This window comes from Sphingomonas sp. SP6, from assembly GCF_058313435.1.
This window is the reverse complement of sequence record NZ_JBZFLG010000001.1, coordinates 845,359-869,617: the sequence shown is the minus strand read 5'-3', so window position 1 is coordinate 869,617 and position 24,259 is coordinate 845,359. Positions and strand designations below refer to the sequence as shown.

At 68.5% G+C, this 24,259-nt stretch carries 19 protein-coding genes; 11 read left to right on the top strand and 8 right to left on the bottom strand.

The features are described 5' to 3' along the window. Nucleotides 1-105: 105 nt before the first annotated feature. The 6 genes from sdhC (at nt 106) to AC4GYY_RS04230 (ending at nt 5,200) form a co-directional block, all read left to right on the top strand. The gene (sdhC, locus tag AC4GYY_RS04255) at nt 106-489 is read left to right on the top strand and encodes a succinate dehydrogenase, cytochrome b556 subunit (protein ID WP_491118979.1); all 384 of its coding nucleotides are present in this window, start codon (nt 106-108) and stop codon (nt 487-489) included. Next, entirely contained in the window at nt 489-872 is a 384-nt protein-coding gene (gene sdhD / locus AC4GYY_RS04250) for a succinate dehydrogenase, hydrophobic membrane anchor protein (RefSeq protein ID WP_491118978.1), read from the top strand. Before sdhC ends, sdhD begins: the two co-directional genes overlap by 1 nt. Next, nucleotides 872-2,674, top strand: coding sequence for a succinate dehydrogenase flavoprotein subunit (gene sdhA / locus AC4GYY_RS04245; RefSeq protein ID WP_491118977.1), 1,803 nt, complete (start codon nt 872-874; stop codon nt 2,672-2,674). Before sdhD ends, sdhA begins: the two co-directional genes overlap by 1 nt. A 7-nt stretch (nt 2,675-2,681) precedes the next feature. Further along, nucleotides 2,682-3,542: a restriction endonuclease gene (locus tag AC4GYY_RS04240; protein ID WP_491118976.1), complete on the top strand. Its 861-nt coding sequence runs from the start codon at nt 2,682-2,684 to the stop codon at nt 3,540-3,542. Between the two features lie 184 nt (nt 3,543-3,726). After that, nucleotides 3,727-4,572 (top strand): C13 family peptidase, encoded by an 846-nt coding sequence (locus AC4GYY_RS04235; RefSeq protein ID WP_491118975.1) that lies wholly within the window; start codon nt 3,727-3,729, stop codon nt 4,570-4,572. Between the two features lie 52 nt (nt 4,573-4,624). Continuing rightward, nucleotides 4,625-5,200, top strand: coding sequence for an ATP-dependent Clp protease proteolytic subunit (locus AC4GYY_RS04230; protein ID WP_491118974.1), 576 nt, complete (start codon nt 4,625-4,627; stop codon nt 5,198-5,200). A 1-nt stretch (nt 5,201) separates the two neighbouring features. Here the strand turns inward: AC4GYY_RS04230 and AC4GYY_RS04225 are convergent, their stop codons facing one another. Beyond that, entirely contained in the window at nt 5,202-5,855 is a 654-nt protein-coding gene (locus tag AC4GYY_RS04225) for a TetR/AcrR family transcriptional regulator (RefSeq protein WP_491118973.1), read from the bottom strand. Nucleotides 5,856-5,933: 78 nt separating this feature from the next. Here AC4GYY_RS04225 and AC4GYY_RS04220 point away from each other — a divergent pair, with 78 nt between their 5' ends. The 4 genes from AC4GYY_RS04220 to AC4GYY_RS04205 all read left to right on the top strand — a co-directional run bounded on the left by AC4GYY_RS04220 (nt 5,934) and on the right by AC4GYY_RS04205 (nt 12,057). Beyond that, the gene (locus tag AC4GYY_RS04220) at nt 5,934-7,103 is read left to right on the top strand and encodes an efflux RND transporter periplasmic adaptor subunit (RefSeq protein ID WP_491118972.1); all 1,170 of its coding nucleotides are present in this window, start codon (nt 5,934-5,936) and stop codon (nt 7,101-7,103) included. A gap of 6 nt (nt 7,104-7,109) precedes the next feature. Beyond that, the gene (locus tag AC4GYY_RS04215; RefSeq protein ID WP_491118971.1) at nt 7,110-10,298 is read left to right on the top strand and encodes an efflux RND transporter permease subunit; all 3,189 of its coding nucleotides are present in this window, start codon (nt 7,110-7,112) and stop codon (nt 10,296-10,298) included. Between the two features lies 1 nt (nt 10,299). Continuing rightward, entirely contained in the window at nt 10,300-11,730 is a 1,431-nt protein-coding gene (locus tag AC4GYY_RS04210; RefSeq protein ID WP_491118970.1) for an efflux transporter outer membrane subunit, read from the top strand. A gap of 69 nt (nt 11,731-11,799) precedes the next feature. Next, nucleotides 11,800-12,057, top strand: coding sequence for a hypothetical protein (locus tag AC4GYY_RS04205; protein WP_491118969.1), 258 nt, complete (start codon nt 11,800-11,802; stop codon nt 12,055-12,057). Between the two features lie 9 nt (nt 12,058-12,066). Here the strand turns inward: AC4GYY_RS04205 and AC4GYY_RS04200 are convergent, their stop codons facing one another. Both AC4GYY_RS04200 and AC4GYY_RS04195 read right to left on the bottom strand, forming a co-directional pair. Then, entirely contained in the window at nt 12,067-15,186 is a 3,120-nt protein-coding gene (locus AC4GYY_RS04200; protein ID WP_491118968.1) for a galactose oxidase-like domain-containing protein, read from the bottom strand. A gap of 68 nt (nt 15,187-15,254) precedes the next feature. After that, nucleotides 15,255-16,022 carry an N-formylglutamate amidohydrolase gene (locus AC4GYY_RS04195; protein WP_491118967.1) on the bottom strand — a complete coding sequence of 256 codons (768 nt, stop codon included), beginning with the start codon at nt 16,020-16,022 and terminating at the stop codon, nt 15,255-15,257. Nucleotides 16,023-16,144: 122 nt separating this feature from the next. Here AC4GYY_RS04195 and AC4GYY_RS04190 point away from each other — a divergent pair, with 122 nt between their 5' ends. Further along, nucleotides 16,145-19,510 carry a trifunctional glycoside hydrolase family 18/polysaccharide deacetylase/glycosyltransferase family 2 protein gene (locus AC4GYY_RS04190; protein WP_491118966.1) on the top strand — a complete coding sequence of 1,122 codons (3,366 nt, stop codon included), beginning with the start codon at nt 16,145-16,147 and terminating at the stop codon, nt 19,508-19,510. Here the strand turns inward: AC4GYY_RS04190 and AC4GYY_RS04185 are convergent. The 5 genes from AC4GYY_RS04185 to AC4GYY_RS04165 form a co-directional block, all read right to left on the bottom strand. Beyond that, nucleotides 19,471-20,403 carry a cell wall hydrolase gene (locus tag AC4GYY_RS04185; RefSeq protein WP_491118965.1) on the bottom strand — a complete coding sequence of 311 codons (933 nt, stop codon included), beginning with the start codon at nt 20,401-20,403 and terminating at the stop codon, nt 19,471-19,473. The genes AC4GYY_RS04190 and AC4GYY_RS04185 overlap by 40 nt on opposite strands. A gap of 76 nt (nt 20,404-20,479) precedes the next feature. Then, entirely contained in the window at nt 20,480-20,698 is a 219-nt protein-coding gene (locus tag AC4GYY_RS04180) for a hypothetical protein (protein WP_491118964.1), read from the bottom strand. A gap of 66 nt (nt 20,699-20,764) precedes the next feature. Further along, nucleotides 20,765-22,015: an N-succinylarginine dihydrolase gene (locus AC4GYY_RS04175; RefSeq protein WP_491118963.1), complete on the bottom strand. Its 1,251-nt coding sequence runs from the start codon at nt 22,013-22,015 to the stop codon at nt 20,765-20,767. Nucleotide 22,016: 1 nt separating this feature from the next. After that, on the bottom strand, nt 22,017-23,033 hold the full coding sequence (locus AC4GYY_RS04170; RefSeq protein ID WP_491118962.1) for an arginine N-succinyltransferase: 1,017 nt from the start codon (nt 23,031-23,033) through the stop codon (nt 22,017-22,019). Beyond that, entirely contained in the window at nt 23,030-24,238 is a 1,209-nt protein-coding gene (locus AC4GYY_RS04165; protein WP_491118961.1) for a hydrolase, read from the bottom strand. Before AC4GYY_RS04165 ends, AC4GYY_RS04170 begins: the two co-directional genes overlap by 4 nt. Nucleotides 24,239-24,259 lie beyond the last annotated feature (21 nt).

Sequence of the window (24,259 nt, the reverse complement as noted above, 5' to 3'; positions counted from 1 at the left end):
AGCGCACCCCAATGCTTGCATAGGTCGCCCGGAGGATTATGGACGCTGGCAACCCTGAAGGACATGCCCTTGGCCAGCAAAGCCGCTCCCGTTCGAACGCGCCCGATGTCGCCCCATCTCCAGATCTGGAAATGGGGTCCGCACATGACGGTCTCGATCCTGCACCGCGTGACCGGATCGGGAATGGCGACGGTGGGCGCGTGCCTGCTGGTCTGGTTCCTGGCCGCGCTCGCCACGGGGCCGCAGGCCTATGCCACGTTCGTGGACGTTTTCACGCTCTCCTCCGGCCGGCTCAACATCCTGGGCTGGATCGTCGGCGTCGGGCTGACGCTGTCGTTCTTCCAACACATGTCGAGCGGCGTCCGCCACCTCATCATGGATACCGGCGCGGCGTTCGAGCTGAAGACGAACAAGACGCTCGCCTATCTGACCTTCGCCAGTTCGATCACGCTCACCGTGCTGTTCTGGCTCGTCGTGGAGCTGCGCTGATGGGTACCGGGACGCAACTCGGCCGCGTGCGCGGCCTCGGCTCGGCCCACGCGGGAGTCGAGCATTGGTGGCGGCAGAAGCTGACCGCTGGATCGAACTTCCTGTTGATGGCGTGGCTGCTGATCTCGGTGGCGACCCGACCGAGCTACGGCTACCCGGCGATGCGGGCGTGGCTGGCGTCGCCCTGGGCGGCGGTGCCGATGCTGCTGTTGATCGTCAGCGTCTTCTATCACTTTCGCCTCGGATTGCAGACGGTGATCGAGGATTATCAGCACAATGAGAGCCGCGTCGTCGCGATGGTCCTCCTCAACTTCTTCGTTGTCGCGACCGCCGGCGTCGCCATCTTCTCGATCCTCAAGATCGCGTTCGGAGCATCCGTGTAATGCCTGCCGCTTATCAGATCATCGACCACACCTATGACGCGGTGGTCGTCGGAGCGGGCGGCAGCGGGCTGCGCGCGACGATGGGGATCGCCGAGAGCGGGCTGAAGACCGCCTGCATCACCAAGGTGTTCCCGACGCGCAGCCACACCGTCGCGGCGCAGGGCGGGATCGCCGCGTCGCTCGGCAACAACTCGCCGGATCACTGGTCCTGGCATATGTACGACACCGTCAAGGGCTCCGACTGGCTCGGCGACCAGGACGCGATCGAGTATATGGTGCGCGAGGCGCCGGCCGCGGTCTATGAGCTCGAACATGCTGGGGTGCCGTTCAGCCGCAATGACAACGGCACGATCTATCAGCGGCCGTTCGGCGGGCACATGCAGAACATGGGCGAGGGGCCTCCCGTCCAGCGCACCTGCGCCGCCGCGGACCGCACCGGCCATGCGATGCTCCACGCGCTCTACCAGCAGAGCCTGAAATATGACGCGGACTTCTACGTCGAATATTTCGCGCTCGACCTGATCATGGAGAACGGCGCGTGTCGGGGCGTGATCGCCTTGTGCATGGACGACGGCTCGATCCACCGCTTCCGCAGCCATGCGGTCGTGCTGGCGACCGGCGGCGGCGGGCGCGTGTACCAGTCGGCGACCTCGGCGCACACCTGCACCGGCGACGGCAACGGCATGGCGCTGCGCGCGGGCCTCCCCCTGCAGGACATGGAGTTCGTCCAGTTCCACCCGACCGGCATCTATGGCGCGGGTGTGCTCATCACCGAGGGCGCGCGCGGCGAGGGCGGTTACCTGACCAACTCCGAAGGCGAGCGCTTCATGGAGCGCTACGCCCCGTCGGCGAAGGACCTGGCGTCGCGTGACGTCGTCAGCCGCTCGATGGCGATGGAGATGCGCGAGGGGCGGGGAGTCGGCGCGGAGAAGGACCACATCTTCCTCCATCTCGACCATATCGACCCCGCCGTGCTGCACGAGCGGCTGCCCGGCATCACGGAGACGGGCAAGATCTTCGCCGGCGTCGACCTGACCAAGACGCCGCTGCCGGTGACTCCGACGGTCCATTACAACATGGGCGGGGTGCCGTGTAACTGGCGCGGCCAGGTGGTCCAGAACAAGGATGGCGACCCGGACAGCGTCGTTCCGGGCCTGTACGCCGTCGGCGAGGCGGCCTGCGTGAGCGTCCACGGCGCCAATCGCCTCGGATCGAACAGCCTGATCGACCTCGTGGTCTTCGGGCGGGCGACCGGGATCCACCTGAAGGAAACGCTTAAGCTCAATACCCCGCACAATCCGCTGCCCAAGGGCTCGGAGGAGATGGCGCTCGGCCGGCTCGACCATTTCCGCCACGCGAGCGGCGGCTCGAAGACCGCGCAGATCCGGACCGAGATGCAGAAGACGATGCAGCGCCACGCCGCGGTCTTCCGCGATACCGCGCTGCTCGCCGAGGGCGTCGCGAAGATGGACGGGATTTATCGGCGGATGGAGGACGTCGGCGTCACCGATCGCAGCCTCATCTGGAACACCGATCTGGTCGAGACGCTGGAGCTCGACAACCTGATCAGCCAGGCGGTGGTGACGATGCGATCGGCGGAGAACCGCAAGGAAAGCCGCGGCGCGCACATGCACGAGGACTTCCCCGACCGGAACGACGCCGAGTGGATGAAGCACACCGTCGCGACCTTCGAGGGCTGGGGCGGCAAGGGCGGCACGGTCGGGATCGATTACCGGCCGGTGCACGATTACACGCTGACCGACGACGCCGAGTACATCAAGCCGAAGAAGCGGGTGTATTGAGGAGATAATGCTGGACGTTCCGTCCTATGACGCCTTGATGTGGCCAGTGATATCGGCACTCAGGAAAACAGGAGGATCGGCTTCAAACGAGGAGCTTCTGAACGCGATCATAGAGTTCGAGAGTGTTCCTGATGTGATCGCGTCCATTCCGCATACCGATGGACGTCAATCGAAGCTGAGCTACAATTTGGCATGGGCGAAGACGTATTTGAAGAAGGCGGGGGCGCTCACGAATAGTCAGAGGGGCGTGTGGTCGCTAACCGAGTTTGGAGAGGCCGTCTCACCGATCCAGGTCGGGACGTTTCCAGCGCTGGTACGAAAGGCGGATCAGGAGCGGAAGCTCGCGCACCTGACCGCGGGAAATGCCGACAACGATGCTGAATCGACTCCCGACGCGGCTGGCGAGCTAGCTACTTGGAAAGACGACCTTCTTGCGTCGCTGCTATCTATGAGCCCGGCGGCTTTTGAGCGACTCGCTCAACGTATTTTGCGAGAGGCCGGATTTACAAAAGTGGAAGTTACAGGAAGGGTAGGGGACGGCGGGATAGATGGGGTCGGAGTACTCCGCCTTAACCTACTTAGCTTTGTGACTTTGTTTCAGTGCAAACGCTATAGCGGCACAGTAGGCGCTTCTACCGTTCGCGACTTTCGAGGCGCGATGGTCGGTAGGAGTGATAAAGGATTAATTATCACCACTGGAACATTCTCGGCTGACGCGAGACGCGAATCGACCCGCGACGGCGCACCCGCAATAGATCTGATAGATGGCGATCAACTCTGCGAGTTGCTTAAGTCACTTAAGCTGGGTGTGACGACCGAACTGGTCGAGCGGGTGGTGGTAGATGGAACCTGGTTCACTCAAGTTTGAGACCGCTACCGATACCCGTCCAGGGCTATCGTACCGAGTAGATCACGTCCCCTGGATTCGTTATCTAATTCTTGTTCTTGCCCTTTCTCTCCCCGGCGTTCCTACCGCCGCGTTCGCCCAGTTCGCCGACCCCGCGCCGCACACGCGGCCCGCGCCGCTCTATAGCGGCGCGAACGAGCAGCAGGTGCGTCAACTCGCCGACGCCGCCACCACCGTGGAACACGATCGCGACCCGAGGTTCGCGCTCGCCGAGCATCGGCGGCTCGAGCGCGCGCTGTCCGCGATTCAGCCGCAGCGCAAAGGGACCGTGGACGCTTATGTCGTCGTCGCGGCGCTCGACAGCGACGGGGTGTTCGGGCGCGAGGCCCGCGAGGCAGGGCGCGTGCTGGCGCGGCGATACGATGCGGCCGGGCGCACGATCGTGCTCGACAGCGGCGGCGAGGACGCGCGCGGCTCGCCCGACAATCTCGCCGCGGCGCTCGCGCACGTGGCGGAGGCGATGGATCCGAAGGAGGACGTCCTGGTCCTCTACACCACCAGTCACGGCGCGCCGTGGGGCGTGGTCTACAACGACAGCGACAGCGGCTTCGGGGCGATCTCGCCGACGTGGCTGTGGCTGACGCTGCAGACGCTCGGTATCCAGAACCGGCTGCTGATCCTCAGCGCCTGCTACTCCGGGGTGTTCGTGCCGATGCTGCAATCGGACACGACGGCGATCCTGACCGCGGCCTCCGCAGAGCGGAGCTCGTTCGGATGTCAGGCGGATGCCGACTGGACCTTCTTCGGCGACGCGCTGATCAACCATGCGCTGCGCAAGCCCCAGACGCTCGCGGCGGCGGCGGCGGAGACCCGGCGGACGATCGCATCCTGGGAGAGGCAGGGCAATCTGCTCGCGTCGGAGCCGCAGGTGTCGATCGGGCCAGGGGCGGGCGTCTGGCTGGCGGCGCTGGAGCGACGGACGCCGGACGAGACGAGCGCGCCGGTGGGCCGCCCCGCCACGACGATCCTGGGTCAGATCGGGGATCGCTGAGAATCTTTGCTGCGACGCGGAACTTGGCTGCCGCGCCTCCGTTCGCCGGGCCATGACCCAGCCCAGCAACCAGGCGAGCCGCTATCCGCTGCTCGCGAACCCGCACATCCAGCTCCACGGCACCGTCGACGGGCTGATGTACGCCAACTTCCAGGCGCAGCTCGCCAACGCTCCCAAGGACGGGCCGCTGGTGGTGAGCATCACGACCCTGGGCGGCGACCCCGAAATGGGGCGGGCGATGGGCGACGACATCCGGCTGCTCCGCGACTATACCGGCCGCGAGACATTGTTCCTGGGGAAGGTCGCGGTCTATTCGGCGGGCGCGACGTTCATGTCTCACTTCCCGGTGGAGACCCGCTTCCTCACCGCCGGGACGCGACTGATGCTTCACGAGCGGGGAATGACCAGCACGATCAACCTCAACGGTCCGCTCACGACCTTGCCCGCGGTGCTCAAGGCGAAGCTCAACGAGATCGAACAGTCGATCAAGATCCAGAACGAAGGCTTCGCCGCGATCGTCGCCGGCAGCCAGGTCACGCTGGAGGAGCTGAAGGCGAAGGCCACGTCGAACTGGTATATCGAAGCCGAGGAAGCGCGCGCGCTGGGCCTGGTGCTCGACGTGATCTGACTCAGGCGGCGACCAGCGAGTCGATCTCGCGTTCGACGAGCGCGGTCAACCGTTCGGCCACCGCCGGGTCGAGGTCCGCGCCGTCGCTGGCGCCGACATGGAAGATGCCCCCGCCGATGGTGAGGATCACCTCGACAGTGAGCGCCCGCGCCGCCGCATGCTCCGCCCCGGGCGCGAGCGCCTCGAGCGCGCGGGTCAGGCCGCACCGGACGCGCTGCTGGATCGCGCGGTACACCGCCGCGATCCGCGGATTACGCATCGACTCGGCCATGATCTCGCAGGCGAGCCGACGATCCTTCTTCGCCTTGCCGGCCACGAAGTTCCGGATCCAGGCGCGCACCGCCGCGGTGTCCCGAGCCTCCGCCGCGCGCGCGAGTTCGTCCTCCACCAGGAAGTCCTCGAGATCGCGCGCGGCGATCGCGGCGACGATCTCCTCCTTGTTCGCGAAGTCGCGGTAGATCTGGCCGACCTTCACGCCGGAGGCGCTCGCAATCTGGGCGACTCCGGTGCTGTGAAAGCCTCGTTCCGCGAACAGCGTCCGCGCCGCGTCCAGCAGCTTGTCGCGCCGGGCGTCAGCGCGTGATGGTGCGGTGCAGCAAAAAACCCGCTCGATCCCGTTGCTTACGCGATTCTCCGGTTCGTCGCTTGCGTTCATCGGCCCTTCGCATTAGTTGAACGGGTGAGTGAGCGTTCATTCACGTACGTGCCCGTACACGATCCCGGCAGAACCCGCATGCATTTTCTTCGTACCGCGCCGCTGGCGTTCTCCATCCTGCTCGCCGGTTGCGGCGACAAACAGCAGCAGCAGGCTCCGCAAGGGCCGCCGCAGGTCAGCGTCGTCGCGGTCCAGCCGCAGTCGGTGACGCTCACCACCGAACTCCCGGGCCGCACCAACGCCTACGAGACGTCCGAGGTCCGCCCCCAGGTCAGTGGCCTCGTCCTTTCGCGGCTGTTCGTGGAGGGCGATCAGGTCCGGAAGGGTCAGCCGCTCTACCGGGTCGACCCGCAGCCTTATGTCGCCGCGGTCGCGCAGGCGCGCGCGGCGCTCGGGCGTGCCCAGGCATCGATCGCGTCCAGCGCGGCGCTCCAGCGGCGCTACGGCGAACTGGTCAAGATCAACGCGATCGCCAAGCAGGATTACGAGAACGCGACCACCACCGCGCAGCAGGCGCGGTCCGATGTGGCGGCGCAGGCCGCGGCGCTCCGAACCGCGCAGATCGATCTGGCGCGCACCACGATCCGCGCGCCGATCAGCGGGCGGATCGGGCGTTCGGTCGTCACCACCGGTGCGCTGGTCTCGTCGGGGCAGACGACCCCGCTGACCACGATCCAGCGGCTCGACCCGATCTACGTCGACGTGCCGCAGTCGAGCGCGGACCTGTTGCGGCTGCGGCGGCAGATCGCCGACGGATCGGTGTCGCGCGGCGGGCAGGCGGCGCGAGTGCGGCTGCGGCTGGAGGACGGATCGGTTTATCCGATCGAGGGAACGCTTCAGTTCGCCGACGTCACCGTCGATCCGACCACGGGCACGCAGACCATCCGGGCGGTTTTCCCCAACCCGAAGTCGCTGCTGCTTCCGGGCATGTACGTGCGCGCCGAGCTGGTCGAGGGAACTCAGGCAGAGGCGCTGGTGGTGCCGCAGCGCGCCGTCAGCCGCGACGAGAAGGGCAACCCGACCGTGCTGGTCGTCGGCGCCGACAACACGCTGGCCCCGCGTGTGATTGTGGCACCGCGGACGATCGGCGAGAACTGGCTGGTCACTTCGGGGCTGAAGGCGGGCGACCGCGTGGTCGTCGAGGGCGCGATGATGCTGCGGCCCGGCACGCCGGTGAAGCCGGTGCCGTGGAATCCGAAGGCGAAGCCCGCGCAGGGCGGGACGCCCGCACAGACTCAGGCGAAGTAGGCCCTCATGTCCCGCTATTTCATCGATCGGCCCATCTTCGCATGGGTCATCGCGATCGTCCTGATGCTCGGCGGCGTCCTCGCGATCCGGACGCTGCCGATCGCGCAATTTCCCGCGATCGCGCCGCCGGCGGTCTCGATCACTGCGACCTATCCGGGCGCGGACGCGCAGACGCTGGAGAACACCACCACCCAGATCATCGAGCAGCAGCTGAAGGGGATCGACAACCTCCGCTACTTCTCGTCGGTCTCGTCCTCCGCCGGCACGGTCACGATCACCCTGACTTTCGAGCAGGGGACCGATCCGGACATTGCGCAGGTCCAGGTCCAGAACAAGCTCCAGGCGGCCACGCCGCTGCTGCCGCAGGAGGTCCAACGCCAGGGCATCCTGGTCGCCAAGGCGACGCAGAACTTCCTGATGTTCGTCGGGCTCTATTCCGAGACGGGCCAGCACGACGACAGCGATCTGTCGGACTATGTCGCGTCGAAGCTCCAGGACCCGCTCGCCCGCGTGGCGGGAGTGGGCGACACCCAGCTGTTCGGGTCGCAATATGCGATGCGGATCTGGGTCGATCCGCTCAAGCTCAACAATTACGCGCTGACGATGACGGACGTGACGTCCGCGATCACCGCGCAGAACGCGCAGGTGTCGGCCGGGCAGATCGGCGCACAGCCGGCGCCCAAGGAGCAGATGCTCAACGCGACGGTCTCCGTCACGTCGCGGCTGACCTCGCCCGAAGAGTTCGCGAACATCCGGCTGAAGACCGGCACCGACGGCTCGGTGGTGCGGCTGAAGGACGTCGCGCGCGTCGCGATCGGGGCGGAGAACTACACCTTCCAGTCGCAGTGGAACGGCAAGCCGGCGTCGGGCATCGGCATCAAGCTCGCGCCGGGCGCCAACGCGCTCGACACCGTCCAGCTGGTCAAGGACCGGGTGAACGCGATCGCCAAGCAATTCCCGCCCGACGTCAAGGTGATCTACCCGTACGACACGTCGCCGTTCGTTCGGCTGTCGGTCGAGCAGGTCGTCCACACGTTGGTCGAGGCGATCGTCCTCGTCTTCATCGTGATGTTCCTGTTCCTCCAGAACTGGCGCGCGACGCTGATCCCGACGATCGCGGTGCCGATCGTGCTGCTGGGCACGTTCGGCGTGCTGGCGGCGGCGGGCTATTCGATCAACACGCTGACGCTGTTCGGGACGGTGCTGGCGATCGGTCTGCTGGTCGACGACGCGATCGTCGTGGTCGAGAACGTCGAGCGATTGATCCAGGAGGAGCATCTTTCCCCCAAGGACGCGGCGCGCAAGTCGATGGACGAGATCAGCGGCGCGCTGATCGGCATCGGGCTGGTGCTGTCGGCGGTGTTCCTGCCGATGGCGTTCTTCGGCGGCTCCACGGGCGTGATCTACCGTCAGTTCTCGATCACGATCGTCTCGGCGATGGTGCTGTCGGTGCTGACCGCGCTGATCCTGACGCCGGCTTTGTGCGCGACGATCCTGAAGCCGCACGATCCCGACCGCAACGAGGGCAACGGTCCGCTCGCGCGCTTCTTTCGCTGGTTCAACGACACGTTCGAGCGTGGGCGCAACCGTTATGAAGGCGGGGTGCGGACGATCGCGCGCGGTTGGGGTCGCTCGCTGCTGATGTATGCGCTGATCGTCGGGGCGATGGCGTTCGTGTTCCTGCGGCTGCCGACCGGGTTCCTGCCCGAGGAGGACCAGGGGATCATGTTCTCGCTGGTGCAGGGCCCGCCGGGCGCATCGAGCGCGCGCACCCAGGTCGCCCTCGACACGGTACGCGACCATTTTCTCCAGAAGGAGGGCGGCAACGTCCAGGGCGTGTTCACCGTCAACGGCTTCAGTTTCGCGGGCGCGGGGCAGAACAGCGGCATCGCGTTCATCCCGCTCAAGGCGTGGGATCAGCGTTCGGGCGCCGAGAACAAGGCGCAGGCGATGGTCGGACGCGCATTCGGCGCCTTCGCCGGGTTCAAGGACGGGATGATCTTCGCCGCGACCCCGCCGGCGGTGCAGGAGCTGGGCAACGCCACGGGCTTCGACCTCCAGCTCGTCGACGAGGCCGGGGTTGGTCACGCCAAGCTGCTCCAGGCGCGCAACATGCTGCTCGGAATGGCGGCGGGCGACAAGACGTTGACGGGCGTGCGCCCCAACTCGCTCGACGACGCGCCGCAACTCAAGATCGAGGTCGACCAGGACAAGGCGCGGGCGCTGGGCCTCGACCTGACCGAGGTCAACCAGACGATCGCGACCGCCTGGGGCGGCAGCTACGTCAACGACTTCATCGACCGGGGCCGCGTCAAGCGCGTCTATATCCAGGCGGACACGCCGTACCGGCTGGCGCCCGAGGACCTGAACGACTTCTACGTTCGCGGGACCAGCGGGCAGATGTCGCCGTACAGCGCCTTCTCAACGCTGTCGTGGTCGCAGGCGCCGGTGCAGCTCACGCGATACAACGGACTGCCCTCGATGGAGATCCTGGGCACGCCCGCCCCGGGGACGTCGTCGGGTGCGGCGATGAAGGCGGTGGAGGCGATGGCCAAGAAGCTGCCGCCCGGGATCGGCCTCGAATGGACGGGGCTGTCCTATGAGGAACGGCTGTCGGGTGGGCAGGCGCCGTTGCTCTACGGGCTGTCGCTGCTGATCGTCTTCCTGTGTCTCGCCGCCCTCTACGAGAGCTGGTCGGTGCCGATCGCGGTGATCCTGGTGGTGCCGCTGGGCGTGCTGGGCGCGGTCCTGGCGGCGTGGCTGACCGGGCTCAACAACGACATCTACCTCCAGGTCGGGCTGATCACGACGATCGGCGTGTCGGCGAAGAACGCGATCCTGATCGTCGAGTTCGCCGAGGAGAAGATCGCCGACGGGATGAGCGCGTTCGATGCGGTGATCGAGGCGGCGAAGCTCCGCCTTCGGCCGATCCTGATGACCTCGCTCGCGTTCATCTTCGGCGTGCTGCCGCTGGCGGTCTCCACCGGGGCCGGTGCGGGCGGACAGAACGCGATCGGGCGCGCGGTGGTGGGCGGGATGATCTCGGCAACGGTGCTGGCGATCTTCTTCGTGCCGATGTTCTTCGTCGTGGTGCTGCGCCTGTTCGGACAGGGGGGGCGTACCGAGCCCGTGGCCGACGACGAGCCGGACACTCGCGACAGTCGCGCCGGCGCGGCCGCGCCACAGGGAGCTTGACGTGAAGCGTTTGCTGTTCGCCGCGCTGGTCTCGACCGCGCTCGCCGGGTGCAATCTCGCGCCCGAGTACAACCGTCCGGCGCTGGCGACGCCGCCGGCGCTGCCCGAGGGCGGTGTCTATCCGGTCGCCGCGACCGATGCGCCCGACGTGACCAGGATCGGCTGGCGCGACTTCTTCCTCGACCCGCGGCTCCAGGCGGTGATCGCGACGGCCTTGGACAACAATCGCGACCTGCGGATCGCGGCGGGGAACGTGCTTCAGGCGCGCGCGCAATACCGCGTGCAACGGTCCGACCTCGTGCCGACGACGTCGCTGTCCGCCGGGGCGACCTATACCAACACGCTCACCGGGGCGGGTGGGACGACGACCGGTACGGGGACGTCGACGAGCGTGACCTCGCAGAACCTGGAATATTATCAGGTCGGCGTGGGATTTTCGTCCTTCGAGCTGGATCTGTTCGGCCGCGTCCGCAATCTGACGCGCGCGGCGCAGGAGCAGGTGTTCGCCTCCGAGGAGGCGCAGCGTTCGACCCGGATCAGCCTGATCGCCGAGACCGCAACCGCGTGGCTGACGCTCGCCGCCGATCAGGAGCAGTTGAGGATCAGCCGCCAGACGCTCTCGACGTTCGCCGAGACGCTGCGCCTGACCCGCGAGCAGTTCCGGATCGGCGTCGCCTCCGAACTGGAGGCGCGGCAGGCGGAGACCAACTATCAGGCGGCACGGAGCGACATCGCGGCGCTCGAGACTCAGGTCGCGCAAGACCAGAATGCGCTGAATCTGCTGGTGGGGGCGACCGTCCCGACCGATCAGCTGCCCGCCGGAATGGGAGCGGAGGCGGCGACGCGAGACGCCATTCCGGGCGATCTCTCGTCGCAGGTGCTGCTGCGCCGACCCGACGTATTGCGGGCCGAGCACCAGCTGATCGCCGAATACGCCAATATCGGCGCGGCGAGGGCGGCGTTCTTTCCCGCGATCTCGCTGACCGCCACCCTCGGGACGATCGCGCCGGCGCTGTCCGGGCTCTTCTCGGGCGGCAGCTTCACCTACACCGGCGCGCCGTCGGCGGCGCTGCCGCTGTTCGACGGCGGGCGGCGACGGGGCAACCTGGATTATGCGCGCGCGTCGCGGACGGTGGCGGTCGCGACCTATGAGAAGGCGGTACAGACCGCCTTCCGCGAGGTCGCCGATGCACTCGCCCAGCGGGGGCGCATCGACGAGCGGGTCGCGGCCCAGCAGGCGCGGGCCGAGGCGGCGACCGTGGCGGCCAGGCTGTCCGACGCGCGGTACCGCGCCGGCGTCGATTCGTTCCTCGTCGCGCTGGACGCGCAGCGGACCTCCTATGCGGCACAGCAGCAGCTCGCGACCACGCGGCTGGCGCGGGCGAGCAACCTCGTGGAGCTGTACCGCGCCCTCGGGGGCGGCCTGAACTAGCGTCTAAGCGTCTTGCTTTAGTCCGAAAAGGGCGTACCCTCTCTTCAAAATCAAGAGGAGAGACGGACGATGCTGCCCGATGCGCGCGCTGGAGACGAGACCCTCGTCATCCTCCAGAGTCTGTTGTGCCTGCTGCGTGAGAAGAATCTGCTCACCCGCGCCGATATCGAGACCCTGTGCGAGCGGGTGGCGATGCGGGCGGCGCAGGCCGAGCGAGACCCGCTTCCCTGCTGCACCGAGGCGACCGCCGCGGCCGCAACCGAGATGCAGCGGATCGGCAGCTATATCGGCAAGCAATATGGCGGAAAGCACCGCCGCGGCTTCTGATCCTGCCTTCTAGGCGAGGCAAAGATGGATCGGGCTCTCGAACGGCGGATGAGCCGTCCCGGTGTGGACATGATCGCCAAGCTCACTCCGCGATGATCCGCTGATCCCCGACGTGGGCAGCATCGCGAAATCGTTGTGCGTGAGCGTGAAGATGCCACTCACCCCAATCTCCTGGTCGGCCCTACCGTCACCGTCCTCATCGACCTGGATCAGGGTGATCGCGTCCGCCGCAATGGAACGGATCTCGCCGGCGCGGCCGCTGAAGCTGGCACTGCCCAGGAACAGTCCCGGCGATCCCGAAGTGGCGATCCGGTCCGCGCCCTGCGTGAAATCGAGGATCATGTCCCGGTCCGGCCCCGCCCGGCTCGCGCCGGAGCCGAACACGAACAGATCGCGCCCTTCGCCCCCCGTCAGCAGGTCGTGACCGCGACCGCCCTCCAGACGGTCGTCGCCGCCGCCGCCCGCGAGCGTGTCGTCGCCGTCACCGCCTTGCAGCCGATTGGATGCATCGCTGCCGATGATATGATCCGCTCCGCGCCCGCCGATCACGTTCTCGATGTGCACGAAGCGGTCGGTCCCGAGCTTTCCGACCTCCTGCGGCGTGGTGAGGCGAAGATCGAGCGTGAGACCGTCGCTCGTCGCCGAATAGTCGACGGTGTCGACGCCGCTGCCGCCGTCGAGCCGATCGGACCCGCGGCCCCCGATCAACACATCGTCGCCTGCGCCGCCTTCGAGCACGTCGCGGGCGGCGGCTCCGGTCAGACGATCGTTACCGTCCATCCCCATGATGTAGTCAGCGAGCGGGGTCCCGATCAGCACGTCGTCCCCCATCGTACCCATGATGTGATTGGGTTCGACGTTGGCCCGACCGGGCGGTCCGAGCAGGACGACGGTGTCGACGAGGGCGCCGACCGCGTCGGTATCGCCACTCACCGCGCGGAGCGTGACCGTGTCGTTGCCGCTGCCCATGAAGCTGAAATCGTAGCGCCGCCAGGCGGCGTTGGTCGGGGTGATGGTGGCGATGACCGCGCCGTTCACCAAGACCTCGAGCTGAGAGGAGGCGACGCCGTTCGGGTTGCCGGCGACGTCGATGCCGAGCGTATAGTCGGCGTGCATCACCGTCGCGACGGTTTGCGAGAGTGCGCCGGTGACGCCGTCCACCTCTGCGAAGGTGTGACCGCTGCGGGCGTGCAGGTCGAGGTCGCCGTCGGGATGGATCTCGGCCGCGCCGACGCTGGTCCAGCCGGGCAGGGCAGGGGCATTCGGCGCGCGTTCGAGCGAGCCGTTCGCGAGCAGGTTGTCGATGACCCCGTCGAACGTCAGCTGGCGCGTGGCGAAGGCGTCGCCCGACCAGTCGAGGTCGATCTTGCCGGTCTGCGCCCCGGTCGCCAGCGTACGCAGCTCGGCGGAGTGCGTGCCCGACGCCAAACTGAGCGTCACCGTGCCCGCGGCGGACAGGACGATCACCCCGTCGATCGAGAGGTGGGCCGCGGCGTCGGCGGTGAGCGTGAAGGTATAGCTGCCGGACTGCTGCACCACGAACGCGCCGGCGAAGCGGGTCGCGACCGATCCGGTCGCCTCCGCGACCCGGTCGACCAGTTCGCGGGCAACTGGGAGGGCGGTGAAATCGACCTGATCGAGCATGGTCACGCCGGGGTCGACCGCGAAGGTGTCGGCCGTCAGGTCGCCGATACCGTCGAACGGTGCGGCCGTGGGCTCGACGGCGATGATCGGCGCGACCGAAGGCACGCCCGCGGCATTCCACGCGAACAGCATCCATGAGCCCGCGGTGATCGCGGTCGCGTCCGGCGGCAGCCTCACCTCGAGCGTGTGGGCGTCGACATGGGTGAAGGACAGGATGGTCCCGCGTGCGTCCATGTTGAGGTTGTGGGTGACCGCGCCGGTCTTCTCGAAGGAGAGCTTCGTGATCGCGTCGGCGTCGTCGACCGAGATCCGGAAGGTGTCGCCGGGGGTGAGGCTGGTCGGCGCGGCGGTGACCACCGGGCGGACGGCGTCGGAGCCGTCGTCCGCGAAGAGGTAGCCGGGGCGGAAGATCTGCCCGTCGAGATAATCGTGCTCCGCGTTCTTGGCCGAGCCGCCGCCGAGCGACAGCGCCGTCCCGTCGGGCAGCAGGATCGTCGAGGAATGATAGAGTCGTGGGTGCGCCTCTTCGCCGACGTCGGTCAGCGAACGGTCGGCCGGGTTCCAGATCAGCGCGGTCGTGTCGGCATAGGCTTCGAGGTTGTCGACCCCGGTTCCGCCGTTGATCAGCACGGTGCCGTCGGCGAGGACGGTCATGTTCGAGTAATTGCGGTCCTGCGACAACTCGGCGACATGCGTGAGGGTCGGCGCGGCGGTGGTCAGGTCGAGCGTGTAGAGCCCGGTGCGCCAGTCGTTGATGAGGACATGCCCGGTCTCGTACATGATCGAGGGGCTCATCCAGTCGAGATAGAAGGGCAGCCGCATCACCTCGCGGATCGAACCGTCGCCGGAGGGATCGAGCGCCATCAGCTGGAGGCGGTTGTCCGGGCCGTCGCCGTTGGCGAAATAGAAGATCTCGCCCGAAGGTCCGACCCACATCTTCGGGTAATAGTTCACCGCCACGACGTCGGGATCGAACGCGCCGTCGAGCAGCCGCCAACCCTCTCCCGGGGTGTAGATCTCGGGCGTGCCCTGTCCCTGACCGTTCGCGTCGATCCCGCCCATCACGATCACCTGCCCGGTCGGGAGATTGACGACGGTCGGATACCAGCGTGCGACGTTCATCGTCCCGTCCGCCGCGGGCATGATCATCTGGGACTCGTCGTCGTACAGGTTGACGTCGTCGACACCGTTGTTGGGATTGCCGTCCGGCCGCGCGTCGCCGCCGGCGATGAGGATCTTGTTCGTCCCCGGCAGGATCACCGCAGCCGCGCAGAAGATGTCGGTCGGCGTGTCCATGTGGTGATCGATCAGGTGATGCTCGTTGGTCACCGGATCCCACAGGTCATGGACCATCGACCCGCCCTGGCTGCCGTCGGTGTTGGTGCCGAACGTAAGGAGCTTGCCGCTTTGCGTCAGCACCGCATGGATGCCGACGATCGGCCACGAGAACACGTCGCTCCACCTGCCGCCGAACGCCATGCTCATCCTCCCCGTCCCGAATGCCGGGCGGCGGCATGCCACGACTGGAGATCGGAAGCGGTCAATCGACGTGGTTAAATCGCGGATGTCTCGTCGTGGGACGACCGCGCGCCCGCGAGCGAGCCGGCGAGACGACCGGTCCAGAGCGCGATCCCCGCGTCGTCCGCCAGGAGGTCCTGGCGGACCTCGACCTCCACATACGGCAGGGAGGGGTAGGCGTGCCGCGGAACCGTATAGTCGATCCCGTCCATCGCATACGGTTCGTTGTCGCCGACGACGAGGTCGGGATCGCGGCGGAGGGCGGCGAGCATCGGCGCGACGAAACGGGTGTCGCCGAGGTGGTGGAGTAATCCCGCGTGCCATGGCCGCACCGACCCGCCCATCACGGGCGTGAAGCTGTGGAGAGCGACGAGGATCGTCTCGCGACCGGCGGCGCGGCGTTCGGCTAGGAGCGCGGCGATCGCCCGGTGATACGGGTCGTGGATCGCCGAAACGCGGGCGCCGCGATCCGCATCCGACAGTCCCGCGTTGGCGGGGATCGGCGTTCCGTCGCTGATCGCCGGAATGGCGTCGGGCCGCTCCGGGCTGCGGTTGCAGTCGATGACGAGGCGCGAATACCGCTGCTCGACGAACGGCGCGTCGAGCGCGGCGGAGAGCCGGTTGCCGAGCGCCGAGACGCCGATGTCCCACCCGATATGGCGGGTGAGTTCGCCCTCCGAGAGGCCGAGATCGGCGAGCGCGGCGGGGATCAGCCGTCCGGCGTGGTCGCCGATCAGGACGAAGGGGGAAAGGCCGTCGGGGTTGGTGACCCGGACGGGCGAGGGGTCGTGCGCGGTGAGCATCCCGCCGACTTAGCTCGGGCGCCTGTCGCATCAATCCTCGTGGCGCCTGCGAGGCCGCTCCATGACGCTCTTGTCATGTCGGGGTCACTGCGGCGTCCGGGACGATCGTGTAGGAACCGACGATGCGGCCGATCTTCTACGATCCCTCGGGGCGGCGGAAACGCTGGTCTCAACTCGGTGTCGGCCTGCTGGTGCTCGCCGTTGCGGCGGTGGCGGCGGTGTTCGCCGTCACCATCGTCGCGGTGCCCGCTGGCGCGCCGCTGCCGATCCGCTACGAGCGCGCCAGCCCCGCGCCGCTGAAGGTGCAGGTGGCGGGCGCGGCGCGGCGGGTGCGGTCCGGGCTGCGCTGGATCGGCTGGCTGCCCAAGCCCACCAAGGCCGCGCCCGGCACGCCGCTGACGGTCGGCTTCTACGTCCCATGGGACGAGACCAGCCGCACCGCCCTGGCGAAGCGGATCGGCGGGCTTGACTGGGTGGTCCCCGCGCAGATGAGCGTGGTCCGCGGCCGGCTGTCGATCGCGCCCGATCCGGCGTTCGATCGGATCGTGGCCGCCGCGACCAAGCGGCCGACCGTGCTGCCGATGGTCCAGAACATCGCCGGCGGCGCGTGGGACGGCAAGGGCGCGGCCGCGTTGCTCGCGTCGCCCAGGGCGCGCGCGGCGCTGCTCTCCGGCATCGAAGCGCAACTGGCGCGCGAACATGCGGGCGGGGTGACCTTCGACTTCGAGGACCTGCCGAAAGGCGCGCTGCCCAGCTACCTGGCGTTGTTGCGGGAAGCGAACCAGCGGCTCCAGTCCGATCACCGCGAGGTCGCGGTCACCGTCCCGGTCGGCGATCCCGACTGGAACCTGACCGCGTTCGCCAAGGCCGCCGACCACGTCTTCCTCATGGATTACGACGAGCATTGGCAGGGCGGGCAGGCCGGGCCGATCGCGAGCCAGGGGTGGTTCGTCCAGCAGCTCCGTGACGCGGTCAGACGGATCGGGCGCGACAAGCTGATCGTCGCGCTCGGCAGTTATGGCTACGACTGGCATGGGGGGCACGCCGACGCGCTGACGATCGAGGAGGCCTGGCTGGCGGCGCATGACAGCGCGGCCCCGATCGTGTTCGATCCGGCGAGCGGGAACGCGACCTTCGGCTATACCGACGAAGACGGCGACCACCGGATCTGGATGCTCGACGCCGCGGCGACCTGGAACCAGCTGCGCGCGATGAAGGCGCTCGGGCTTCAATCGGTGGCGCTGTGGCGGCTCGGGAGCGAGGACCCCGGCGTATGGACCGACCTGGCGGCGTGGCGGCAGGGGACCGCTCCCGATCTGCGCCCGCTGACCGCGACCTCCAGCACCGACGTCGAGGGTGTGGGCGAGATCCTGCGGGTCGCGGCGACCCCGACCAGCGGCCGCCGCAGGCTGGCGTTCGACGGGGCCGGGCTGATCCGCGGCGAGCGCTACGACGTGCTCCCGACGCCATATGTGGTCCAGCGCGTCGGCGCGGCGACGAAGACGATCGCACTCACCTTCGACGACGGTCCGGATGCGGACTGGACTCCGCAGGTGCTCGACGTGCTCGAACGCGAGCATGTGCCGGCGACCTTCTTCATCGTCGGCGAGAACGGGCTGGCGCATCCTTGGCTGCTCCGCCGGATCGTCGCGGACGGCGATGCGCTGGGGAACCACAGTTACACCCACCCGAACATGGCGGAAGTCTCCCAGCGGGGCGTGTCGCTCGAACTCAACGCCACCCAGCGGCTGATCGAGGCGTACACCGGTCGCTCCACCCGGCTGTTCCGTGCGCCCTATTTCGGCGACGCCGAGCCGACCACCGCCGACGAGCTGGGCCCGGCGGTGCAGGCGCAGCCGCGCGGCTATACCGTGGTCGGGCTTCACGACGATCCGGGCGACTGGAAGCGGCCGGGCGTCGACACGATCGTCGACCAGACCATCGCGCAGGCCGAAGCGGCGACGTCGGATCGATCGGCCAACATCGTCCTGCTTCACGACGGCGGCGGCGACCGCCGACAGACGGTGGCGGCGCTGCCGCGGATCATCGCGGGACTGCGCGCGCGGGGCTATCGCTTCGTGTCGGTCGCGCAGCTCGCGGGTCTCTCGCCGGATGCGGTCATGCCGCCGATCGCGGGCAGCGACCTGCTGGCGGTGCGCGCGGACGTCGGCGTGTTCGCGATGCTGGCGGGGCTCGCCTGGCTGCTGGTCTGGCTGTTCTTTGCCGCGATCACGTTGGGGATCGCGCGCGCGGTGATCATGGCCGCGCTGGCGGTCTGGAATGCGGCGCGCGAGCGCGATCGCGTGATCCCGCCGCTTCAGCCCGAGCGGCTCGTCTCCGTGATCATCCCTGCCTATAACGAGGAGCGGGTGATCGTCTCCTCGGTGTCGCGCGTACTCGCGTCGACCGACGCCGCTATCGAGGTGATCGTCGCCGACGACGGTTCGAAGGACCGGACGAGCGTGCTGGTGAGCGAGGCGTTCGGGGGCGAGCCGCGCGTCCGGCTGCTGACTTTGGTCAACGGCGGCAAGGCGGCGGCGCTCAATCGCGCGCTTCAGGTCGCGACCGGCGAGATCGTGGTCGCGCTCGACGCCGATACCCAGTTCGAGCCGAGCACGATCGCGCGGCTGGTCCGCTGGTTCGCCGATCCCGCGGTCGGCGCCGTCGCCGGCAACGCGAAGGTCGGCAATCGGGTCAACCTCGTCACGCGGTGGCAGGCGGTCGAGTACGTCACCGCGCAGAACGTCGAGCGGCGCGCGCTGGCGCAGTTCGAGGCGATGACGGTGGTGCCGGGCGCCGTCGGCGCATGGCGGCGCGCGGCGCTCGATGCGGTCGGGGGTTATCCGGAGGCGACGCTGGCCGAGGACCAGGACCTGACGATTGCGGTGCAGCGGGCGGGCTGGCGGGTGGCGTACGACGTCGATGCGGTCGCCTGGACCGAAGCGCCCGAGACCTTCCGCGCCTTGGCCAAGCAGCGGTTCCGCTGGGCGTTCGGGACGCTGCAATGCCTGTGGCGGCACCGAGCGGTCGTGCGCCAGCGGCGGCCGGCGGGGCTCGCGCTGATCGGCATTCCGCAGGCGTGGCTGTTCCAGATCGCGTTCGCCGCCATCTCGCCGGTGATCGACCTGTCGCTGGTGCTCTCGATCGCGGGCACCGCGGTCCGCGTCCACCAGCACGGCTGGGCGCAGACCCAGACCGACGTGATCCGCATGGCGATGTACTGGTTCTGCTTCACCGCGATCGACGTGGTCTGCGGCTGGATCGCCTATCGACTGGAACCGCGGGAGAAGGGCTATCCGGCGCACCTGCTGGTGGCGCAGCGCTTCGCCTACCGCCAGTTGATGTATTGGGTCGTGCTGAAGGCGATCGCGGCGGCGGTCGGCGGCGTCGGGATCGGCTGGGGCAAGCTGGAGCGGAGCGGGCGGATGACCGCGAGCGCCCTCGCGCCTCAGGCGCCGTCGTCGGAGATGGCCGGCTCGGCGGCATAGCCCGCGGGCCCGTCGACGTTGCGATGGACCCGGACGCCGGCGGTCGTGGTCAGCTGCGCGACAGGGACGAGCCCGCCCTCGGGAGCGGCGCCGTGATGGACGACGACCGAGCTTTCGGCCTCGCTCCCGCCGAAGTGGATCGTCACGCCGGCGGCGATCGAGTCCGGGCTGGCGACGGGCAGCGCCGCGCCGATCTCGGGCTCGTAGCCTGCATAATCCTGGCGGAAGGCGAGCGCGCGTTCCAGTCCGCTCTTCCAGCGATAGAAGATCTGGCTGCCGATCAGCCCGATGCGGGTCAGGCTAGGCGCCCACCAGGGCACCATATAGCTCGCGTGATAATGGGTCGCCGAGCCCGCGGGGGCATAGACGTAGCCATCGAGTGCGGCGTCGGCGACGAGCTTCGAGCGATCCCATGCCGCCTCGTTGCGGCGGCGAAGCATCGAGCCGTCGCAGGTGAAGCTGAACTGGCAGCCGGTGCTGCGCTCGTGCCCTTGATAGACGACGCCGCAGACCGTCTTCGGAAAGGCGCGGTCACGAACGCGGTTGAGGACGACCTGAGCCACCGCGCGCTGGCCGTCGAGCGGCTCCGAGCGCGCCTCATAGTAGATCGCCGCCGTCAGACAGTCGCTCGCGCGGGCGCGGTCGTCGGGATTCTGTCCCGGCACGAAGAACGCCGGCGCGGCCGCGGGGCGCGCCATCAGGTCGACGACGCTCTCCGGCTGGTCGGCGAGCGCGGCGACGTCGTCGGGAACGGCCAGGTCCAGCTTCCGGAGCAACTGACGCGGATCGGACACGATCTGCGGCTTCGGCGGGGCGGCCGGCGGCTCCGGCTGCGGGACGCAGGAGGTGGCGGTGACGATCGTCAGGACACCCAGGAGGGTTCGAAGGAACATGGATGTCCGGCGCGGTTCAACTCCACGCTCGGATAGCCTGGCGAGGTAAGGACGAGGTTAAAGGGCGCGACCCCGGTCAGTCGTTCCGTTCGCGTTCCAGCGAGTCGAGGATGCGGGCGCCGGCCATGAACACCGCGGTGGGACAGACCGCGAACAGCAGCTTGCCGCCGAGCCCTGGATATTGCGCGAGATAGTGGACGCCGCGCTCCACCGCGCCGAGCCCGAGCCCGTAGATGACGAGGAACGCCTCGAATTTGGTCTTGATGACGAACAAGCGGGCGACACGCGCGAACATGCGCCGAAGTTAAGCAATTCGCGTACCAGCGGCGGAAAACCGACACGCCCGCATCAACGAACTTGGTTAGCTGTCAATTAACCCGACAAGATCGAGCTCCTCGAGTAGGGCACGACGGGCGGACTCGATCCGGCCGATGAGCGCCGCATCGCCGATCGCGCCGGGCGCGATCGCCTCGGGCCAATGCGCCTCGACCACCCTGGCGATCCGCTCGAGCCTGGCATCGTCGACGAGGAAACGCGGGTCGATCGTCGCGCGATCGGCGACGACGCGCAGCCGTAGGCACGCCGGGCCGCCGCCGTTCGCCATCGACTCGCGGACGTCGACCACCTCCACCCGGCGGATCGGGCCGTTGCCCGCGAGATGGTCCTGAAGCCAGCGCCAGACACGAGGGTTCTCGCGGGCCTCGCCGGGCACGATCAGCGTCGAGACGCCTCCGGCGGTGATCAGCTGCGCGTTGAACAGATAGGAGCCGATCGCATCATCAAGCGAGACGAGATCGGCCGGGACCTCGACGATCTCGACCTCGGGCAGCCGCTCGCGCAGATCGGCGTAGAACGAGTCCTTCGCGTCGAACGCCTGCTCGTGGGCGAACAGGACGCGCTCGTTGGCGACGGCGACGACGTCGTTGTGGAATGCGCCGGCGGCGATCGCCGCGTCCGACTGCCGGACGAACAGAGTGCGCGCCGGATCCAGGCGGTGGGCGCGCGCGACCGCCTCGGACGCCGCGCGGTGCTGGCGGGCGGGAAAGGGACCGCCGGCGACGCCATAGACGAAGACCTCGACGCCGGGCGATCCGTGATCGGCGCAGAGCCGCATGTGGTTCGCCGCGCCCTCGTCTCCGAACGGCGCCGGCACCGGGCCGTGGACGCGAAACTCCGGGTCGGCGAAGGCGAGGGTCAGCTGTCGCAGCGTATGACGCGCCTCATGGCTGCGGTGCGGCATGGTCTGGAGGTTGGCGACGGTCAGGTGACAGACCCCGTCCCCCGCGTCCGGCGCCGGGCTGACGGTCGCCGCATTGGCCGCCCACATCGCCGAGGCCGAGAGGGCCTGCGCCTTGAGGTGAGGCGGAGCCGACGCATAGTCGGTGGCGAGCGCGCCCAGCCAGAAATGGTCGGGGCGGGGATGGGGCAGCAGAATGCCCTGGGTCAGACCGAGCGCGAGATTGGCGCGCATCTTGGCGATCCCCTGGAGCGCGGCGGCGCGCGGGTGGGACGTCGCCCCGGCGTTGCGGGTAGCGGCAAGATTGCCGGGGGAGAGGCCGGCATAATTGTGGCTCGGCCCGACGATGCCGTCGAAGTTGATCTCGGTCAGCATCTCACACCCGCGGCACGTGGAGCACGGTCGCATCCTCGCCGATCCCGAGCGTCCTGGCCCCGTCGCCGCCGATCACGAGCCCGTCATGACCGACTTCGCGGACGGTGGCGTAAGCGCAGCGCCACTCGGCAAGGCGGCCCGTCGCGACCAGCGCCTGCTCGCCGCCCTCGTCGACCGCGATCACGCGGCATTCGTGCGCGCGCTGGATGGTGCGCACCGTGTCGGTCTTGGCGGTCATCGTCGGACCGCCGTCGAAGATGTCGACATAGTTCTCGAACGCGAAGCCTTCGGTCTCGAGCATCCGCATCGCCGCACGGCCCGAGGGATGGGGAAGACCGATCGCGGCGCGCGCGGTCTCGGTCAGCATCGCGGTGTAGATCGGGTGCTTGGGCATCAGATCGGCGATGAACTGGTGGCCGTTGACCGCGTTGAACTGGTCCGCATCCTGGAAGTTCATTCCGAAGAAGCGCCCCGCGAGGCCGTCCCAGAAGGGCGAGCCGCCGGCCTCGTCGATCACGCCGCGCAGTTCGGCGAGGATGCGGTCGGCGAAGCGCGCGCGGTGCGCCTTGATGAACAGGTAGCGGCTGCGGGCAAGCAGCATGCCCAAGCCCCCGGCGCGCTCGCCGGGATGAAGGAAGAGTCCGCCCACCTCGCTCGATCCTTCGAGATCGGTGGTGAGCGACAGCATTTCGGCGCGGAAGGTGCGGCCGAGTTCCTTGCTCGTCTGGGTGAGGGTGCCGATCCGGTAGCTGTAGAAGGGATGGCGCTGGCCGACGAGGGTGAACACCTGGCAGGTGCCGCGGACCTCGCCGGTCGCCGTGTTCTCCAGGATCAACACGAACAGCTCGTCCTCGACGTCGCCGTCCGGCCGCGCGAAGGCGGCGTGGCTGCGATCGAGCTTGGCGGTGAGCGCGCGCCGGTCCGGCGGCAGGTTGGTGAACCCCCCGCCGGTGAGCTTGGCCATCTCGTACAGATGCTCGAGATCCTCGTCCCGAGCGGCGCGCACCACGAACGTCACAGTCCCCCCTTCTCCGCGATCCTGAGGATCGTCAGCACCGACAGCGCCGCGCGCTCGGCAAGGCTGTCGACGATCAGATATTCGTCCGCCGAGTGGATCGCGCCCCCGCGCGCGCCCATCGTGTCGACCACCGGCACGCCCGCCTGGGCGATGTTGTTGCCGTCGCACACCCCGCCGGTGTCGCGCCAGCCGATCGAGAGGCCAAGGTCTCCCCCGCTCGCGCGCACGAGATCGAAAAGCTTGGCCGCGCCTGCGTCGATCGGCTTGGGAGGCCGATTGAAGCTCCCGTGGACGTCGACGCGCACGTTGCGCTCGGCGGCGACTGCGGCGGCGATGGCCTCGATCTCGCGACCGGCGCGCGCGATCTCGTCCGCAGCGCTGGGCCGGAAGTTGACCCGGAGAACGGCGAGGTCGGGAACGACGTTGTTCGGCCCGCCGCCGTCGATCTTCGCGGGGTTCACCGACAGGCCGGGGCCGCCGATCGCGGCGAGGCGGAGCGCGATGTCGGAGGCGGCGACGACGGCGTTGCGCCCCTCTTGCGGATTGCGCCCGGCATGGGCGGCGCGGCCGCGGACCACGACCGAGAAGTTGCCGGTGCCGCCGCGCGCGCCCGCCAGCGTGCCGTCGGGCAGCGCCGGCTCGTAGGTGAGCGCCGCGACCTTGCCGCGCGCGGCCCGGGAGATGAGCGCGGCGGATGCGAAAGAGCCGGTCTCCTCGTCGGAGTTGATCACGACCTCGTAGCCGAGACGCCCGGCCGCGGGGGCCGCCTCGATGGCCTGGAGCGCGGCGAGGAGAAGGGCCAGGCCGCTCTTCATGTCGGCGACCCCCGGCCCGTTGATCGTCCCGTCCTCGCGGCGGGTGACCGCCTGGAACGGATGATCGGGGGGATAGACCGTGTCCATATGGCCGGTGAACAGCATCTGCACCGGCGCGCTTGGGCGGACGCGCAGATGGAGGTGACGGCCGTGCTCGAGCGTGACGACCTCGCCCGCCGGATCGATCCGCTCCGCAGGGGCGGCGTCGACCAGCGCAAGCTCGCCCGGCAGGGTGCCGAACGCCTGCGCAAGGCGGCCCGCCACCTCTTTGAGGCCGACGAGATTGCCGGTGCCGGAGTTGATCGCCGACCAGGCGAGCGTGTTCCCGAGCATCGGCGCGTCGGCGAGGCGCGCGATCGCATCGCGCTCGATCGTGGTCGGGCCCTCCATCCGGCGTGGTTAGCCGGGAAG

Bases quoted from the DNA above. Each gene is read 5' to 3' on its own strand.
- sdhC (WP_491118979.1), top strand. From the start codon at position 106: ATGTCGCCCCATCTCCAGATCTGGAAATGGGGTCCGCACATGACGGTC.
- sdhD (WP_491118978.1), top strand. From the start codon at position 489: ATGGGTACCGGGACGCAACTCGGCCGCGTGCGCGGCCTCGGCTCGGCC.
- sdhA (WP_491118977.1), top strand. From the start codon at position 872: ATGCCTGCCGCTTATCAGATCATCGACCACACCTATGACGCGGTGGTC.
- AC4GYY_RS04240 (WP_491118976.1), top strand. From the start codon at position 2,682: ATGCTGGACGTTCCGTCCTATGACGCCTTGATGTGGCCAGTGATATCG.
- AC4GYY_RS04230 (WP_491118974.1), top strand. From the start codon at position 4,625: ATGACCCAGCCCAGCAACCAGGCGAGCCGCTATCCGCTGCTCGCGAAC.
- AC4GYY_RS04225 (WP_491118973.1), bottom strand. From the start codon at position 5,855: ATGAACGCAAGCGACGAACCGGAGAATCGCGTAAGCAACGGGATCGAG.
- AC4GYY_RS04220 (WP_491118972.1), top strand. From the start codon at position 5,934: ATGCATTTTCTTCGTACCGCGCCGCTGGCGTTCTCCATCCTGCTCGCC.
- AC4GYY_RS04215 (WP_491118971.1), top strand. From the start codon at position 7,110: ATGTCCCGCTATTTCATCGATCGGCCCATCTTCGCATGGGTCATCGCG.
- AC4GYY_RS04205 (WP_491118969.1), top strand. From the start codon at position 11,800: ATGCTGCCCGATGCGCGCGCTGGAGACGAGACCCTCGTCATCCTCCAG.
- AC4GYY_RS04200 (WP_491118968.1), bottom strand. From the start codon at position 15,186: ATGAGCATGGCGTTCGGCGGCAGGTGGAGCGACGTGTTCTCGTGGCCG.
- AC4GYY_RS04195 (WP_491118967.1), bottom strand. From the start codon at position 16,022: ATGCTCACCGCGCACGACCCCTCGCCCGTCCGGGTCACCAACCCCGAC.
- AC4GYY_RS04190 (WP_491118966.1), top strand. From the start codon at position 16,145: ATGCGGCCGATCTTCTACGATCCCTCGGGGCGGCGGAAACGCTGGTCT.
- AC4GYY_RS04185 (WP_491118965.1), bottom strand. From the start codon at position 20,403: ATGTTCCTTCGAACCCTCCTGGGTGTCCTGACGATCGTCACCGCCACC.
- AC4GYY_RS04180 (WP_491118964.1), bottom strand. From the start codon at position 20,698: ATGTTCGCGCGTGTCGCCCGCTTGTTCGTCATCAAGACCAAATTCGAG.
- AC4GYY_RS04175 (WP_491118963.1), bottom strand. From the start codon at position 22,015: ATGCTGACCGAGATCAACTTCGACGGCATCGTCGGGCCGAGCCACAAT.
- AC4GYY_RS04165 (WP_491118961.1), bottom strand. From the start codon at position 24,238: ATGGAGGGCCCGACCACGATCGAGCGCGATGCGATCGCGCGCCTCGCC.